We start from the raw sequence: 15700 nt of genomic DNA, 5'->3' as shown, positions 1-15700 counted from the left end.
AACCCCCCGTCGGGCGTGTGGCTTCGGCCAGTGCGGCCTGTGGGTTTGGGGTTGGTGCTGGTGAGAATTGGTGGTGCCGGCAGCTTGCGGCGTCCGGTTTTCCGCAGGGCGGCTGGGGATCCGTGGCGTACCAGCAGCCAGGTCACGGCGGGGTGGCCCAGGCGAGGGCCCAGGACGCGCTCCAGGCTGGGGTGGAACCGGGTGAGCAGGCCGCGTATCCGGTTCGAGGTGCGGGTCGCCTCGGCCGCGAGGTCCTGGTCGAAGCCCGCCAGCACGGTCAGCTCGGCGGTGATCTGGTCGGTCAGTGCCAACGAGCGCAGGGTGTGCGGCATGGTCCGTGCGGTGTCCGCGATCACCGCGGTGTCCTTCGCGTCGGTCTTCGCCTCGCCCGGGTGGAGATCGGCGATCCGCCGCATGGACAAGGCAGGTAGGCGCCCTTGCAGCCGGCGGCCCGGGCGACCGTGGCAGGGCTGCGATCGAGGCGGGCTGGTCCACGATCACCAGCACGGTGCCGAACTTCGCGGCCGGCCTCTCGAAGACGGCCCGCAGCTTTGGCTCGCTGTTGGGCAGCGCTTGTCGAAGACCTTCCCGGCCGGGGTCAGCCCGTCCCCATGATGGGCGCTCTTGCCCACGTCCAGGCCGAGGAAGACGCCCACGTCGTCGATCTCGTCCAACTTACCTCCCGACCGGGACTCATCCGGTGTCGGCCAGGGCATTGGCGTCGTATACGCGCATCCACGTCATGCAGACCCGCCGCCCGCAAGCGGCCAGGCATTGCGCCGGGCCAGGCGGTGGTCGGACCTCTCATCAGCGTCTCCGACGGCGCCTCCCGGGCCCGGTGACACCATCCCCCAGGTCATCCGTTCGACAGGGGGACAGTCATGCCGGGCCCGGAGGCCAGCGGTCCTCTTGCAGGACCGCGGAAAACATCACGGGGGCCGTCCCAGACCCCACCCCGCGGCTCATCGCTCCCGTGGGGGGCTGTCCCAGACCGCCGACTGGGCGGAGGTGCCTTCGGCGGACTGAAGGACCGTGCGCACCACGTCGTGGTGGAAGCGCCGGATGTGGGACTCGACCAGGTCGCCGGCGCGTTCCACGTCCCCGGCCGCGATGGCGTCGTGGATGGCGTGGTGTTCCGCGCGCAGGCGGTCCCGTTCGTCCTCCCAGTCCTCCAGCCGGTGGAAGGATGCCAGGAGGGTGTGTCGCACCGCGTTGCGTACCGCGACGGTCAGATCGGTGACCAGGCGGTTGCCCCCGGCCTCGGCGATGGCGACGTGGAAGCGTGTGTCGTGGTCGTTGAACTCCTCGCGGGAGATCTCGGGCGCGTCCATGTGGGCCAGGCATTCGGCCATCCGGGCCAGGTCCGCCTCGCTGGCCTGATCGGCGGCGAGGCGGGCGCTCGACCGCTCCAGCGCGGCGCGGGCCTCCACGACGTCTTTGACGGGAAAGTTCGCCAGCGCGATGTGCAGCCGCAGCAACTGGGTCAGGCCGGCGCTGGGCATGGCGGCGATGACGCTGCCGGAGTCGGGGCCGGTGCCCACCCGGGCCCGCAGCACCCCCTGGGCCTCCAGCACCCGCAAGGCCTCGCGGATCGCCGCGCGGCTGACCCCGAGCAACTCGACGAGCTCCCGCTCGGTCGGCAGCCGGTCCCCGACACGCAGCTTGCCGGCCAGGATCTGCTCCTCGATCCGCGCGAGGACCAGCTCGTAGGTGCGCGACCGCGGCACAGGTTCCCAGATCGTCGGCTCAGCCATGAAAACCCTTCTCGTCGAGGTGGGGGCGAGCCGGTGTCCGCCCGCCCGGAGTCGATGGTATCCCGATCTGCCCATTAGTTGGTCAGACCAAAGGAGGAATTTCGTGTCGCCCCCTGGACGAGCGAGGGCGACAGACCTAGCTTTGAACTGTCCAGGCTATGGTCTGACCAAGGTAGACGAGGGTCCTCCATGTACCAGCCCCACCTCTCGCCAGTCGCAGGCAGCCTCGCGTTGTCCGCTCTCGTGGCCGCAGTTCCCCTGCTCACCCTGTTCGTGCTGCTCGGCGGTGCGCGGCTGCGCGCCCACTGGGCCGGGCTCGCCTCCGTCGCCGTTGCGGTCGTCGTCGCGGGCTACCACATGCCCGCCCGCCTCGCGCTACTGTCCGCGGGCGAGGGCGCCGCGTTCGGCCTCTTCCCGATCGTGTGGATCCTGGTCACCGCAATCTGGCTGTACCAGCTGACCGTCATGACCGGGCGTTTCGAGGATCTGCGCCAGGCGTTTCACCTGATCAGCGACGATCCTCGGGTCCAGGCGATGATCATCGCCTTCTGCTTCGGCGGCCTGCTGGAAGCGCTCGCCGGATTCGGCGCCCCGGTGGCGATCACCGGCGTGATGCTCATGGCCCTCGGCTTCTCGCCGTTCCGCGCCGCGCTCACCGTCCTGGTGGCCAACACCGCTCCCGTCGCCTTCGGCGCCATCGGCATCCCGATCATCACTGCCGGCGGTCTGACGAAGATTCCTTACACCGAGATCGGCGCGTACGTGGGGCGGCAGACGCCGCTGCTCGCGCTCTTCGTGCCGCTGCTGCTGGTCGCGCTGGTCGACGGCCGGCGCGGTGTCCGCCAGACCTGGCCGGTGGCCCTGGTGTGCGGGGCGGTCTTCGCGCTGGCCCAGTTCACCAGTTCCAACTTCCTCTCGGTCGAGCTCACCGACATCATCGCCGCACTCGCCGCCCTGGCCGCCGTCGTCGTCTTCCTGCGCCTGTGGCAGCCACGCGGAGGCGAGCAGGCCCGCGCCGATCTGAGCGCAGTCCACCCGCAGGCTTCCGACGGCCCGGCAGGCTCCGCCCCAGCACCCGGCCCCGCCGCCGCGGTGGGCACCCGGATCCGGTCGGAGGCGTCCGGCACCACCCAGGGACCGTGGGAGGCGATCCCCGGCCCCCGCCTGTTGATGGCATTCCTGCCCTACCTCGTGGTGATCGCCGTCTTCTCGGTCGCCAACCTGGTCAAGCCGGTGCAGCGGGCGCTGGCCGCAACGACCGCCGACATCCACTGGCCCGGTCTCGACGGCCAGGTCCTCACCGTTGCCGGCAAGGTCAGTTCGACCACCGTCTACCACCTTCCGTGGCTGTCCTCCCCGGGCACCCTGCTGCTGCTGTCCGGCCTGCTGGTCACCGCCGCCTACCGCATCACCCCGGCCGCGGCCGTCCGCGAGTTCGGTGCCACGCTCTTCAGACTGCGCTGGGCCGTGCTCACCATCGCCGCGGTGCTCGCCCTCGCCTACGTGATGAACCTCTCCGGCCAGACCATAACCATCGGATCCTGGATCGCCGGCACCGGTACCGCCTTCGCGTTTCTCTCCCCGGTACTCGGCTGGCTGGGCACCGCCGTCACCGGGTCGGACACCTCCGCCAACGCGCTCTTCGCCACGCTGCAGCAGACCGCCGCAGCCAAGGCCGGCCTGTCACCGACGCTGCTGGTCGCCGCCAATACCTCCGGGGGCGTCCTCGGCAAGATGATCAGCCCGCAGAACCTCACCATCGCCGCCACCGCCGTGGGCCTGGCCGGCCGGGAGTCGGACCTGCTGCGCGGAGCCGTCAGATGGAGCCTGGGCCTGCTGCTGGCGCTGTGCGCGCTGGTCTACCTGCAGTCCGGCGTCCTGGCGGGGATGCTTCCGTGAACTTCCGAACTGGAGTGACCATGCGCACCGCGTTGTTCGTCACCTGCCTCAACGACACCCTCTTCCCCGGCACCGCCCGGGCGACGGTCAGGCTGCTGGAACGGCTGGGCTGCACCGTCGACTTCCCGGCCGGGCAGACCTGCTGCGGCCAGATGCACTTCAACACCGGATACCAGCGCGAGTGCGTGCCGCTGGTCCGCCGCTTCACGGAGGCCTTCGACGGCTATGACGCCGTCGTGACCCCCTCCGGCTCGTGCGCTGCCATGGTCCGCGAATACCACGGGCGGGTGGCCGAGGTGGCCGGCCAGCCCCGGCTGGCGGCGGCGGTGCGCCGCACCCCGCCGGTGTACGAGCTCTCCGAATTCCTGGTCGACGTTCTCGGTGTGGTGGACGTCGGCGCGTACTTCCCGCACCGGGTCACCTACCACCCCACCTGCCACACGCTGCGGATGCTCAAGGCGGTCCGCCAACCCCTCGCGCTGCTGCGGGCCGTACGCGGCATCGACCTGGTGGAGCTGCCGTCGGCCGCGGAGTGCTGCGGCTTCGGCGGCACCTTCGCGCTGAAGAACGCCGACACCTCTGTGGCCATGTGCGCGGACAAGGTCCGGCACGTCCTCGACACCGGAGCCGAGGTGCTGTGCGCCACGGACAACTCCTGCTTGATGCACATCGGCGGCGCGCTGACCCGGCTGCGCACCGGTGTGCGCACCCTCCACCTCGCCGAGATCCTGGCGTCCACCGAGGGCGAGCCGGCGTCCGCGCCCCATACCGGGGAGGAGGTGGCCCACCGGTGAGCGGCACGACGTTCCTCGGCATGCCGGCGTTTCCTCGGGCGGCGCGCGACGCCCTCGGCGACGCGCAACTGCGCCGCAACCTCGCCGAGGCGACCCGCACCATCCGCGACAAGCGCGCCGAGGCGGTCGGCGAGCTGCCCGACTGGGAGGAGCTGCGCGAGGCCGGGCGGGCGGTCAAGGAGCACACCCTGCGCCACCTGGATCACTACCTCCTGCAGTTCGAGGAGCGGGTCACCGCCGCGGGTGGCAGCGTGCACTGGGCCCGCGACGCGGCGGAGGCCAACCGCATCGTGGCGGACCTGGTACGGCGGACCGGCCGGAGCGAGGTGGTCAAGGTCAAGTCGATGGCCACCCAGGAGACCGGCCTCAACACCGCGCTGGAGCAGGCCGGGATCCGCGCGTACGAGACGGACCTGGCCGAACTGATCGTGCAGCTCGGCCAGGACCGGCCCTCGCACATCCTGGTGCCTGCCATCCACCGCAACCGCGCGGAGATCCGGGAGATCTTCCGCCGCGAGATGGGCACGGGCACGGCCGGCGACGACCCGGGGGACGCCGGTCCCCTCGGCGACGAACCGCACGAGTTGGCGGAGGCGGCCCGGCGGCACCTGAGGGAGAGGTTCCTGCGCGCCCAGGTGGGCATCTGCGGCGCCAACTTCCTGGTCGTCGAGACCGGGACGGTCGTCGTGGCCGAGTCGGAGGGCAACGGGCGCATGTGCGTGAGCCTTCCCGAGACCCTGATCTGCCTGGCCGGCATCGAGAAGGTCGTTCCGCGCTGGCAGGACCTGGAGATTTTTCTCCAGCTGCTGCCCCGGTCCTCCACGGGCGAGAGGATGAACCCCTACACCTCGAGCTGGACCGGGACGGCCGACCACGACGGGCCCCGGGAGTTCCACGTCGTCCTCCTCGACGGCGGACGCACCGCAACCCTGGCCGACCCGATCGGCCGGCAGGCGCTCAACTGCATCCGCTGTTCGGCCTGCCTCAACGTCTGTCCGGTCTATGAACGGGTGGGCGGGCACGCCTACGGGTCCGTCTACCCGGGCCCGATCGGCGCGATTCTCGGCCCCCAACTGCGCGGCACCGCCTCCGCGGTGGACCGTTCGCTGCCCTACGCCTCGACGCTGTGCGGTGCCTGCTACGAGGTGTGCCCAGTCAAGATCAACATCCCCGAGGTCCTGGTCCACCTGCGCGCCCGCGTGGTGGACAGCAAGCGTCGGCGCCCGCTCCCGGGATGGGAACGGCTGGTGATGGTGGCGGCGCGCTGGACGCTGTCCTCCCCGCGCCGGCTGGCCGGGGCGCAGCGCATGGCGGCCGCCGCGGCCCGGCTGGTGCGCCGTGACGGGCGGATCCGTCGGCTGCCCGGCCCGCTCGCGGGGTGGACCGACGCGCGCGACCTGCCGGCTCCCGCCCCGGAGAGCTTCCGTACCTGGTGGAGGAGGACGCACCCATGACGGTTTCATCCCGTTCGACCGCCCGCGAGGAGGTACTGGCCCGCATCCGGAGCTCGGTGGGCGACTCGTCCGCGGTCGAGCAGAGCTACGCGCAGCTGCCGCGCGGCTACCGCAACGCGGGCGGGGGACGCCCGTGGGAGGCCGGGTCGCCGCAGACGGTCGCGCTCTTCTTGGAACGCCTCGCCGACTACGGGGCCTCGGCACGCCTGGTCGACGCGAGCGCGGCGCCTTCCGCGATCGCCGAGGCGCTCACCGGGCGGAGTGTCGGCACGGTGGTGGTTCCGCACGGGTTCCCCGAGCGGTGGCGCGCCGGCCTGGCCGGGGTTCGCGTGCTCGATGACGACCCGCCCGTGGGCCTGGGCGCGCTGGACGCCGTCGACGGCGCGGTCACCACCGCGGCAACCGCCGTGGCGGCCACCGGAACGTTCGTCCTCGACGGCGGCCTCGGACAGGGGCGCCGGGCGCTGACCCTGGTGCCCGACTACCACCTGTGCGTGGTCCCGGCCGAGCGGATCGTGCGCTCGGTCCCCCAGGCCCTGGCCCGCCTGGACCCGGCCCGGCCGCTGACCTTCGTCTCCGGCCCATCGGCCACCAGCGACATCGAGATGAAGCGGGTGGAGGGCGTACACGGCCCACGCACCCTGGAGGTCCTGGTCGTCGCCGCCGAGCCACCGCCCCCGCCCGAAGACCACCGGCCCATCGACGATCCCGCGGAGCCGTGATGTCCATGCGCCATCTTGCACGTCATCTCCTTCCCGTGGCCCGGTGCGAGCCGAGCGCCCGGGCGGACCGGCCCTCGCCCGCACGACAGCGCAGGTCCCGAGGCGATCCACCCCCGAGCAGCGTGGCGGTGTGCGCGATGCGCGCCGAGTGCCGCGCGGCCGCGCTGGCCCGGTCGTTCACGGTCACCCAGCTCAGCCGGTGGCACGTGGGGGAGGAGGTGGCCGACGCCGCCCGCATCGTGGTCTCCGAGCTCGTCACCAACGCTGTGCTGCACAGCGGCGCGACCGGGGTGACCCTGCGCCTGGACTGTACCGCGGAGAAGATCGTGATCCGCGTGCAGGACGACGGGATCTGGCGGGGGCAAACCCCCGCACACCACTACGACCCGGCCGGGCAACTCGCCGAGACCGGCCGAGGCCTGTACCTGGTGCATGCGCACGCCACCGACTGCGGCGTGCAGCGCACCCCGGCGGGCTCCTGCGCCTGGGCATGCCTGCCCCGACCAAGGAGCGAGCAGTGACCCCGCAAGTGCCCGGCAGGCCCCCCTTCGACCCCCGCGCAGCGCACCGGGCACGCCTGCTGCTGCGGATGCACCCGGCACAGGTGGCGGCCGTGATGGGGGCCGCCCACGGCCTGCACGTGACGCCGCTGACCGTGACCCGCTGGGAATCAGGCCTGCAGGCGCCCACCGAGAGGGAACTGACCGCACTGGCGGGGGCACTGTGGTGCTCCGTCGGCGATCTGATGGCCGCGCCGCGCACCGCACGCGAGCACCGACTCGCCCGTGGGACCGCGGCCGCCGACGTCGCGCTGCGGCTCGGCATCACGCCGGCAGCCTACGAGGAGATGGAACGAAGCGGCCGCTGGCATCTGACTCGGGCTCAGGCCGCCCGGCTCACCGAGACGCTGGCGCTGCCGCTCGCGGCCCACCTGGAAGTGACCGGCCGGGCCGGCCGACTGGCCGAGTTCCTGCGCCGCGCGGTCATCACCCGCTGGCAGGGCTACGTGCGCCCGGTCCAGCGCCTGGTGCCCGGCCCGCGCCCCCGCATCGAAGGAGCCCTCCGCCACCTGCACGCCCAGTACCAGTCCCTCACCGGCACCCTCGACTGGGGCGCCGACACAATCACACTGAACCCCGGCGAGGACGCCCGGGCCTTCCTGGACGAGATCGTGGAGGTGTTCTGTCGAAGACTGGAGGCCGGGGAGACGGCGTAGGCGCCGTGGCAGAGCGATCCATTGCAGTCGTCGTGCGGAAGGCCCTCCGCGCGACGACTGATGAGGCGGGGCGGACCCGGTCCGTCCCTGTCAGTGGGACGGAGGACGTGGATGGCGGTGGCGGCGGCCCGGGGTCCGCCGCTCGGTCCGCCGCGCCCGCGGCCGCGGCCGCCGCAGCGACTGGGGGCACCCCTGCCCGTCATTGATCCCGGAACCCGGCCGACCCGCGTCGGCCGGGTTCCGCAACTGCTCCGAGCCTTGGCGGCGGAGCCCTGCGCGTCGACTCCAGCCGCCGGTCGCTACGCAGCAGTCCTGGCTTCAGCCCTGCTGGTGGGAACCTTCGGTTCCAAGCCTGGCGCCCGGGTACAACCTCCGGCAGGTGAATACAAGGGGCGGATGAATCCCGGGCGGCTCGCGGCTGTTTGACGTCTCTTCATGTCCGGTCGGCTGTACCGACGCAAGAGCTCCCCTACTCTCCTACCGCCTGATCAGGAAGGGCCCTGGTCGGTGAACAACCTCCACGCATTTTCCGCCGCTCACTCAGGAGGTCTCCCGTGTCCCTGCTGTCGCGCATCAAGCGCTCTCGTCGGACGCTCGCCTTGGTCGCCGCCCTGCCCGCCGCTCTGGTCGGGGTGTGGGCCGGCGCCCCGGCTGCACAGGCCGCCACGCTCCCCGCCCCCGACCACGTCGTCGTGGTGGTGTTCGAGAACCACGCCTACGAGCAGGTCATCGGCAGCTCCAGCGCCCCGTACCTGAACAACACGCTGGTGGCCGGTGGCGGCAACCTCACCCAGTCGTACGCCATCACGCACCCCAGCCAGCCGAACTACCTGGACCTGTTCTCCGGTAACAACCAGGGCATCACCAACGACAACTGCTACACCCCGCAGTTCAGCAGTGCCGCGAACCTCGGCTCCGAGCTCCTCGCCGCGGGCAAGACGTGGGGCAGCTACAACGAGGGCCTGCCCTCCCAGGGCTCCACGGTGTGCACCAAGTCCTCCACCAAGTACGCCCAGAAGCACAACCCGTGGTTCGCCTTCAGTAACGTGCCGCTGAACACCGCTTACACCTTCACGCAGTTCCCGACGGACTACACCACCCTCCCGAAGGTGTCGTTCGTCATCCCGAACCTGTGCGACGACATGCACGACTGCTCCATCACGACCGGCGACAACTGGCTGAAGAACAACCTCAGCGCTTACGCCACCTGGGCCCAGAGCCACAACAGCATCCTGGCCGTCACCTTCGACGAGGACGACAGCACGCACAACAACCACATCGCCACCGTCTTCTATGGTGCGCACGTGGCGCCGGGCAGCTCCACCTCGACGCAGTACAACCACTACAACACCCTGCGCACCCTTGAGGACCTGGCCGGGCTGACCACCCACGCGGGGGCCGGGGCCAACGCCTCCGACATCACCGGTATCTGGAACTGACCTCGGGCGGGCTTTCCGCAACACCGTTCCGCAGCGGTGAAAGAGCATCAGGCCGCCGCCTCGCAGGAGGCGGCGGCCCTGTCGACACCGGGGACAGCGCAATCCCGTAGGGCGCGGGCCGTGGCAGAGTGTGGCCGATTGCACCGGTCACGGCTGATTTCCCCGCATGGCCGGGAGACGGGGTGAGGGGCGGAACCTGCCCTGCCCGGTCGTGGTTTCGAATCCCACCGGTTCCCGCATCCGCCGAAACAGACGCCTTCGACCACGGGCTGACGTGGTCGTGCCGAAGGTGGCCGCCCAGAGGTGGGGACGCCGGTGTTGCGAACGGTCCTTGGGGTGAATTGGACCGCCGAGTCGATGAGCCTCGTTGGCGCGATGTGCGCGGGGCCCGACTCGATCGAGGATGCCGACCGGCTGCGGCACGGCGCGATGGAGCGGCTGTTCGGCGAGGTGCGCGGCCTCGACGCCGGGGATACCCCTACGCGCGTTCACCCACGGTCATGACCACCATGAGCCGGGTGGATCAGGGGCGCCGCAGGCCCCCTCACCAGGCATCAGCCACGGGCGGCCGAACGATCGCACCCGAACCAGGGATTAGAACTCGGTCGTGGTCGGTGGCCGACCACACCTGCTGCGCCAGGGGTGCGGGTGATGGGTGGATGGACTGATGGTTCTCACGGCGCCGAAGGGGTCCATTTCCCCTGGACGCTTCATAGGTTGCTCCCCAGGCGGATATTTGCGTCGCGACTGTCGTCTGTGGAAAAGCGTTCGACCCCCGGGTTGGGTCTGGAAACATGCCGCGCATGGAAGTCGCGGAATATGCGCGTTGTGACGCGGGGCGAAGACAGGATGGCCGGCCCTGCGTGAGCAACTCGCCGGGCAGGGCGTTCAACTCCGTGCCCATACGGTCAAGGGCAGACCGGGCACCCGCCTCCACCTCGTCGGCGGCAACCTCCCCGGCCCTGATCAGCTCAGCGAGACCCACCGCGATCCACGGGTGTGCCTGACCACGCCTCGGTGGTCAGTGCCACGCGGAGCCCCGCAGGCGGTCGGCCAATTTGATCAGGACGGCCTCGGCCAAAGCGCCGTACAGCCGGGCCAGATGGGCGGCGCCCGTGCCGCGGCCGGCCACTGACCGCCCGCCGGCTCGGGCTTGGTGACCCCAGTCGACCAGGACCGCGCGTCCGGGGACTCAACCTTGGGGAAGCCCTCAAAGACCGGCCGTGCGCCGTCCGCACCTGGCTCAAGCGCCCCCGTCACTCTGCAACCGAGCGCGGTGGGAGGGATCCGGTAGTGACGTGGACGTTGCCGGAGCCGATGCTGAGCGCTCGAACGCGAGGCGCCCGGCGGCGTCCCATACGACCAGCTTGCCGTCCAGCGCGGAAAGTCGTGCGTTCAGCCGTTGTTGGAACCACGCATTCAGGCCCAGGCACCTGAGCTACGGTTGTCGGCTGATGACTGCTTGGGGGGAAGACGGGCGACGAGGAGATTGTGGCTACGGTCCGTGCTATGCGCGGGGAGGCGCCTGAATTATGGGCATCTGATGGTGGGACGCTCGCCCGGGACGTCGACACCCTGATTGCGCGCGCGGAAGCCGGAGACCAGGTGGGCGAGGAGATGCTTACCTTGCTCACAACGGATCCCGCGCTCCGCGACGAGCTCAGGCACCGTCTGCTGGGGGGGCGAGGACACCTACCGCGAGGCACTGGGAAGCCCCTCTACGCCGATGCGCTGCACACACCCCACCTCACGGCTGCCGACCTCTGCCGCCGCCACCTCGCAGCTGCCTCCGAGAAGGAATGACCCGTCAACCCGGCGAACCTATCCGGTTGGAGAAGAACTGGCGCAGCACCACCAGCCGACGCTTGCGGGCATTGGGCAAGACCGCCGGGAAGGCTGCGATGTCGTGCACGTCCACCAGGGCCCAGTCATCCTTGCCGCGGTGCTCGGTCAGGAGGCGGGCCAGGTCCCGCAGGATGCGCAGGGCGGTTTGGGCGTCTCCGTCGTGACCATCTCCGTAGGTGCGCCGCGCGTCGCCATGGCCAGCGGTCGGCGAATTTTCTGTGGCCGGAAAGCAACATGATGAGTTGGGACATCTATCCCGTTGTGTGAACCGGCATTTTATGACCTCTTCCAGAGGCCGATACGGTCGATTCATGGAGTGGAATCTTCCGACGGCCGAGGAACTCGTGGCTGCCTTGCGTGCCGGTGAAGTGACCTCGGTGGAGCTGACCGACGAGGCGATTGCCCGTATCGAGCGGGACGACAAGATGATCAACGCGATCTGCGTGCGGGACTTCGACCGTGCGCGGGCCGCCGCGCGCAGTGCCGACCAGGCGCGCGCCCGCGGCGAGGATCGGCCACTGCTCGGTATTCCGGTGACGGTCAAGGAGTCCTACAACATCGCTGGGCTGCCCACGACTTGGGGCATGCCGCAGTACCGGGACTATGTGCCGGCCGAGGACGCGGTACAGGTGTCGCGGCTCCGGGCCGCCGGCGCGGTGGTGCTCGGTAAGACCAATGTGCCCTTGGGGCTGCAGGATCTGCAGAGCTTCAACGAGATCTATGGCACCACCAACAACCCGTGTGATCACGATCGTACGCCGGGCGGGTCCTCCGGCGGATCAGCGGCGGCCCTGGCGGCTGGATTCGGCGCGCTGTCCCTCGGCTCCGACATCGCCGGCTCGCTGCGCACCCCCGCGCACTTCTGCGGCATCTACGCGCACAAGCCGACACTCGGGCTGGTGGCGAACCGCGGTATGGTCCCGCCAACCACGCCGGCATTGCCGGTCGACCTCGACCTCGCCGTCGTCGGTCCGATGGCGCGCACCGCCCGCGACCTCACGCTCCTGCTCGATGTCATGGCCGGGCCGGACCCGCTGACGCTCGGCGTGGCGTACGAGTTGACCCTGCCGCCCGCGCGCCACCGGCGGCTGAGCGACTTCCGGGTCCTGGTCCTCGACGAGCATCCGTTCATTCCGACCGGGTCCGCTGTGCGGGCGGGCGTGAACCGGGTGGCCGACGCGCTTGTCGACGGCGGTGCCCGCGTCGAACGGCACAGTCCGCTGCTGCCCGACCTGGCCGAAGCCGCGACGCTCTACACGCAGTTGCTGTTCTCGGGCTCCGTTGCGCGTTTTCCCGTCGAGGCGTACGAGCAGCTGCGGACCCGCGCCGCCGCACTGAGCGCAGACGACCAGAGTCTCGACGCGGCGCGGCTGCGCGGGATGGTGTTGAGCCACCGCGACTGGATGGAGGCGAACAATCATCGAGAGCTCCACCGTCACGGCTGGCGGCAGTTCTTCGCCGAGTTCGACGCCGTGGTGTGCCCGATCACGCCGACTCCAGCGTTCCCGCACGACCACAACCCCGATCTGTTGGAACGCCGGCTCGACATCGACGGCGTCGAGTACCCGTACTTCGACCAGCTTGTCTGGGCCGGTCTGGCCACCATGCCCGGCCTGCCCGCCACCGCCATACCAGCGGGCCGGACCCCTGAGGGCCTGCCGGTGGGAGTGCAGCTCATCGGTCCGATGTTCGAGGACCGCACCCCGCTGCGGCTGGCCGAACTGCTCGAGCAGAGGATCGGCGGCTTTCAGGCACCGAGGTAGGGCGTAACCACCGGGTGTCAGTCGAGGATGAGGAGCGGATGACGAACGAGGGCTGGGGCTGGTCCTGACGCTCGCGACCTGACACGCGGGACCGGCCATGCCGGCGGGCTGTCCAGTCGCCTCGTCAGCCGGATCGTGTTCGCATCAGACGCGAAGCCTTCGCGTCTGATGGGAATACCGAAGATCCGCCATGGATGTTGTCTTTCCACTGACCAGCGGGAACAACCACTGGACCACCTCGACTCCGACGAGGGCACCAACGCCGGCTCCCGAACAGTGCGGCCACTTCAGACCGACATTGACCAAGCCCGACGCCGCGACCCGCGGTGACAACTCACCAACATCCGCGGTCAGTTCCCGCCGTCACCATCAGGCGTTGCACGTCACGGAACTTCCATCTGCGAGCGTGCTGGAATCAGGTCGGCGATCACGCTCGGGACTGTAAAACGTTCGGTATAACTCCCGATCATGGGGAATGTGGCTTCGTTCACTTCTTGCGACAGCGTTTGTTGACGAGTTCTGACGTCGTTGCCCGGCCGAGGACTCCGCGGATCGTCATGAGTTTTGAAGGCACCTGCTGATGCAGCCGAGTCGTGTCGCGGCTCGCAACAGGGCTGCCACAAGGTTCCAAGATCGCTTGACCTTGCCCCAGCAGGAAGGACAACAGTGTCTCCGTAGATCACATGAGCGGGCGGTATGTGCTCGCCAGTCGGCCAGACGAAGAGGGGGAGTCCGAGTGACGGCGACATGCGTCATTCTTGATATTGGTGGCGTGCTGGAGATCACGCCGGAAACGGGGTGGGTGCAGCGGTGGGAAGAGCGGTTGGTGTTGCCGCCGGGCACTGTGCACGAGCGGATGCGCGACGTGTGGCAGGCCGGGAGCATCGGGAGCATCAGCGAACGAGAGGTTCACGAGCAGGTGGCGGCACGCCTGGGGCTCGACGCGTCCCAGGTGGAAGCGTTCATGGCGGATCTTTGGGCGGAATACCTGGGAACGCCTAACGAGGAACTCATCGCCTATGTGCGAGGGCTGCGGGGAAGCTGCAGGCTGGGCATCCTGAGCAACAGCTTCGTCGGTGCCCGGGAGCGGGAGACGGCGCTGTACCACTTCGACGAACTGGTCGAAGAGATCGTGTACTCGCACGAGATCGGCATCGAGAAGCCGGACCCACGTGCCTTCGAGGCCGCGTGTGCCAGCCTGGAGGTGCGGCCGGAGAACTGCCTCTTCATCGACGATTTCGCCGTAAACGTTGAGGCGGCCCAGGTGGCGGGCATGCAGGCGCATCTGTTCGAGGACAACGCCAGGACGATCACGCGGATCGCAGCTCATCTGGACTCTGTTCCTCGGGTTGCAGGGCGTGTCCCGCTCGGATGACGTCGGCCTGGTCGGCCTTCAGCGGTTGCCGGCCAGGCGGTGGAGCGGTTGGTCAGCCCGCTTCTGCGTGTTCGGCTCGGGCTCGGGTGCTGGCCAGACGGTAGGAGTCGGTGCCGGTCTCGATGATGGTGCCGTTGAAAGTGAGCCGGTCGACGATGGCGGCGCACAGACGGGGATCGGTGAAGGTCTTCGTCCAGCCGCCGAAGGACTCGTTGGAGGCGATGGCGACGCTGTTCTTCTCCTCGCGCTCGGTCAAGACCTGGAAGAGGAGCTCGGCGCCATGCCGGTCCAGTTCCATGTATCCCAGTTCGTCGATGCAGAGCAGGCCGACGCGGCCGTAGCGGGCGATGGTCTTGTTCAGCTGCTTCTCGTCGGCGGCCTCGACCAGCTCGTTCACCAGCTGCGTGGCGAGCGTGTAGCGCACGCGGTAGCCTTTCATGGCGGCCTCGGTGCCCAGCGCTGCTCGACCAGCTCATTCAGCTCCGCCAGCGAGGCGACATCGGGCACCGGGGTGAAGTGGTTGCGCCGGAAGTAGCCGATCTGCCCCTCGACCCCGACCTTCTCGTGGGCGCCGTCGATGCCGGGCCTGCAGTAGAAACTCCCGATCCCGAAGTGCGACTTGAAGGCGATCCACCGGTCCGTCTCCACCCTGGCCCGGCTCAGCCCCAGCCCCCGGGCAACAGCGGCCTTCAAGTTGTCGTAGCGGACCTTGCTCCGTGGGACACCGCCCAGCGCCCGCAGGGCGTGCACGTGCCCTTCGAAGAAGGCTTCCTGGCCGCAGGAAGCGAAGACGCGGTGGACGGCTTTGCCCGAGTACGACAGGCGGAAGGAGAACAAGCAGCAGGTCACCAGTTCGCCAGCGAGGCGCACGCTCACGTCACCAAAGTCGACCTCGGCCTCCATACCGGGCTGGTGCGTCTGTGGCACGAACGCCTCCAGCGGAGCCTTGCCCGACTCCACCAGAATCCGCGGCTTCCGGTCCGCGACGTAACGCCGGACCATCTGGTAGGAGACATCGGCGCCATGCTCGTCGACCAGTCGGTGGTAGATCCTCGTGACCGTGTGCCGCTGCTTGCGCGGCGCATCCAGGTCCGCCCGCAGGATCCGTCGATCAACGACTTGTACGGATCCAGCGCCGTCGGCCGCGGCGGCAGCTTCTTCCGCGGCTCCGGCCAGACCGAGTCCACAGCCCTGCGGACCGTCCGCCACGACACGTTGTACTTGCGCTCGATCTCCCGCATCGTCATGCCGCCGCGGTGGTCTCGCCGGATCGCCGCGTACAGCTCGACCTTCGACATCTGCGGCATGACCAGGGCCTTTCACCAGGAACACCCCGATGCTGCCCAGGCAAGAACCCCCGTGCCGTCAAAACTCGTGAACATCACCCGACCGTGGATCCGGGTGCCTCCCAAACCCGTGAACAACTGACGACGCAACTC

The 15700-nt window shown here is 69.5% G+C and carries 14 protein-coding genes and 2 pseudogenes; 11 read left to right on the top strand and 5 right to left on the bottom strand.

Annotated elements, in window-relative coordinates; genetic code table 11:
• Nucleotides 1-80 precede the first annotated feature (80 nt).
• Both ACFYZJ_RS17975 and ACFYZJ_RS17970 read right to left on the bottom strand, forming a co-directional pair.
• Nucleotides 81-716 (bottom strand): annotated as a pseudogene (locus ACFYZJ_RS17975) (IS110 family transposase); the annotation flags it as partial.
• Nucleotides 717-962: 246 nt separating this feature from the next.
• A complete protein-coding gene (locus tag ACFYZJ_RS17970) occupies nucleotides 963-1754 on the bottom strand; it encodes a FadR/GntR family transcriptional regulator (protein ID WP_388568827.1) in 792 nt (263 codons plus the stop codon).
• 189 nt (nucleotides 1755-1943) lie between these two features.
• Here ACFYZJ_RS17970 and ACFYZJ_RS17965 point away from each other — a divergent pair, with 189 nt between their 5' ends.
• From ACFYZJ_RS17965 to ACFYZJ_RS17930, 8 genes are all read left to right on the top strand, one after another.
• Complete coding sequence (locus ACFYZJ_RS17965; protein ID WP_388568825.1) at nucleotides 1944-3653, top strand: L-lactate permease; 1710 nt, start codon at nucleotides 1944-1946, stop codon at nucleotides 3651-3653.
• A 20-nt stretch (nucleotides 3654-3673) separates the two neighbouring features.
• Nucleotides 3674-4447 (top strand): (Fe-S)-binding protein, encoded by a 774-nt coding sequence (locus tag ACFYZJ_RS17960; protein ID WP_388568822.1) that lies wholly within the window; start codon nucleotides 3674-3676, stop codon nucleotides 4445-4447.
• Entirely contained in the window at nucleotides 4444-5901 is a 1458-nt protein-coding gene (locus ACFYZJ_RS17955; protein WP_388568820.1) for a lactate utilization protein B, read from the top strand. The genes ACFYZJ_RS17960 and ACFYZJ_RS17955 overlap by 4 nt, the downstream gene beginning before the upstream one ends.
• Nucleotides 5898-6623 carry a lactate utilization protein C gene (locus tag ACFYZJ_RS17950; protein ID WP_388568817.1) on the top strand — a complete coding sequence of 242 codons (726 nt, stop codon included), beginning with the start codon at nucleotides 5898-5900 and terminating at the stop codon, nucleotides 6621-6623. The genes ACFYZJ_RS17955 and ACFYZJ_RS17950 overlap by 4 nt, the downstream gene beginning before the upstream one ends.
• A gap of 137 nt (nucleotides 6624-6760) precedes the next feature.
• Nucleotides 6761-7144 carry an ATP-binding protein gene (locus tag ACFYZJ_RS17945; protein ID WP_388568814.1) on the top strand — a complete coding sequence of 128 codons (384 nt, stop codon included), beginning with the start codon at nucleotides 6761-6763 and terminating at the stop codon, nucleotides 7142-7144.
• A complete protein-coding gene (locus ACFYZJ_RS17940; protein WP_388568812.1) occupies nucleotides 7141-7839 on the top strand; it encodes an XRE family transcriptional regulator in 699 nt (232 codons plus the stop codon). The genes ACFYZJ_RS17945 and ACFYZJ_RS17940 overlap by 4 nt, the downstream gene beginning before the upstream one ends.
• Nucleotides 7840-8393: 554 nt before the next feature.
• Entirely contained in the window at nucleotides 8394-9278 is an 885-nt protein-coding gene (locus tag ACFYZJ_RS17935) for an alkaline phosphatase family protein (RefSeq protein WP_388568809.1), read from the top strand.
• A 357-nt stretch (nucleotides 9279-9635) separates the two neighbouring features.
• Entirely contained in the window at nucleotides 9636-9782 is a 147-nt protein-coding gene (locus ACFYZJ_RS17930; protein ID WP_388568807.1) for a hypothetical protein, read from the top strand.
• Between the two features lie 1303 nt (nucleotides 9783-11085).
• Here the strand turns inward: ACFYZJ_RS17930 and ACFYZJ_RS17925 are convergent.
• Nucleotides 11086-11436 carry a hypothetical protein gene (locus tag ACFYZJ_RS17925; RefSeq protein WP_388569498.1) on the bottom strand — a complete coding sequence of 117 codons (351 nt, stop codon included), beginning with the start codon at nucleotides 11434-11436 and terminating at the stop codon, nucleotides 11086-11088.
• Between ACFYZJ_RS17925 and ACFYZJ_RS17920 the strand changes: the two genes are divergently transcribed.
• Nucleotides 11435-12886, top strand: a complete 1452-nt coding sequence (locus ACFYZJ_RS17920) for an amidase (RefSeq protein ID WP_388569449.1) — start codon at nucleotides 11435-11437, stop codon at nucleotides 12884-12886. The two genes, ACFYZJ_RS17925 and ACFYZJ_RS17920, sit on opposite strands and share 2 nt — an antisense overlap.
• Before the next feature lie 736 nt (nucleotides 12887-13622).
• Nucleotides 13623-14261 carry an HAD family hydrolase gene (locus tag ACFYZJ_RS17915; RefSeq protein ID WP_388568804.1) on the top strand — a complete coding sequence of 213 codons (639 nt, stop codon included), beginning with the start codon at nucleotides 13623-13625 and terminating at the stop codon, nucleotides 14259-14261.
• Between the two features lie 52 nt (nucleotides 14262-14313).
• Here ACFYZJ_RS17915 and ACFYZJ_RS17910 read toward each other — a convergent pair.
• Both ACFYZJ_RS17910 and ACFYZJ_RS17905 read right to left on the bottom strand, forming a co-directional pair.
• Nucleotides 14314-14718: pseudogene (locus ACFYZJ_RS17910) on the bottom strand (ATP-binding protein); the annotation flags it as partial.
• The gene (locus ACFYZJ_RS17905) at nucleotides 14697-15263 is read right to left on the bottom strand and encodes a hypothetical protein (protein WP_388568802.1); all 567 of its coding nucleotides are present in this window, start codon (nucleotides 15261-15263) and stop codon (nucleotides 14697-14699) included. The gene ACFYZJ_RS17905 and the pseudogene ACFYZJ_RS17910, both read right to left, overlap by 22 nt.
• Nucleotides 15264-15284: 21 nt before the next feature.
• Between ACFYZJ_RS17905 and ACFYZJ_RS17900 the strand changes: the two genes are divergently transcribed.
• Nucleotides 15285-15689 (top strand): hypothetical protein, encoded by a 405-nt coding sequence (locus tag ACFYZJ_RS17900; RefSeq protein ID WP_388568799.1) that lies wholly within the window; start codon nucleotides 15285-15287, stop codon nucleotides 15687-15689.
• The last annotated feature ends 11 nt before the right edge of the window (nucleotides 15690-15700 follow it).

It is taken from the genome of Streptomyces sp. NPDC001848, from assembly GCF_042891915.1.
In the GTDB taxonomy this organism is placed as follows: domain Bacteria; phylum Actinomycetota; class Actinomycetes; order Streptomycetales; family Streptomycetaceae; genus Streptomyces.
The sequence above is the reverse complement of the archived record's forward strand: the minus strand, read 5'-3'. Positions and strand labels throughout refer to the sequence as shown.

Excerpts from the sequence above, each read along its gene's own strand:
- ACFYZJ_RS17970 (WP_388568827.1), bottom strand. The coding sequence starts at position 1,754 with ATGGCTGAGCCGACGATCTGGGAACCTGTGCCGCGGTCGCGCACCTAC.
- ACFYZJ_RS17965 (WP_388568825.1), top strand. The coding sequence starts at position 1,944 with ATGTACCAGCCCCACCTCTCGCCAGTCGCAGGCAGCCTCGCGTTGTCC.
- ACFYZJ_RS17960 (WP_388568822.1), top strand. The coding sequence starts at position 3,674 with ATGCGCACCGCGTTGTTCGTCACCTGCCTCAACGACACCCTCTTCCCC.
- ACFYZJ_RS17950 (WP_388568817.1), top strand. The coding sequence starts at position 5,898 with ATGACGGTTTCATCCCGTTCGACCGCCCGCGAGGAGGTACTGGCCCGC.
- ACFYZJ_RS17945 (WP_388568814.1), top strand. The coding sequence starts at position 6,761 with ATGCGCGCCGAGTGCCGCGCGGCCGCGCTGGCCCGGTCGTTCACGGTC.
- ACFYZJ_RS17930 (WP_388568807.1), top strand. The coding sequence starts at position 9,636 with ATGAGCCTCGTTGGCGCGATGTGCGCGGGGCCCGACTCGATCGAGGAT.
- ACFYZJ_RS17920 (WP_388569449.1), top strand. The coding sequence starts at position 11,435 with ATGGAGTGGAATCTTCCGACGGCCGAGGAACTCGTGGCTGCCTTGCGT.
- ACFYZJ_RS17925 (WP_388569498.1), bottom strand. The coding sequence starts at position 11,436 with ATGAATCGACCGTATCGGCCTCTGGAAGAGGTCATAAAATGCCGGTTC.
- ACFYZJ_RS17905 (WP_388568802.1), bottom strand. The coding sequence starts at position 15,263 with ATGGTCCGGCGTTACGTCGCGGACCGGAAGCCGCGGATTCTGGTGGAG.
- ACFYZJ_RS17900 (WP_388568799.1), top strand. The coding sequence starts at position 15,285 with ATGCTCGTCGACCAGTCGGTGGTAGATCCTCGTGACCGTGTGCCGCTG.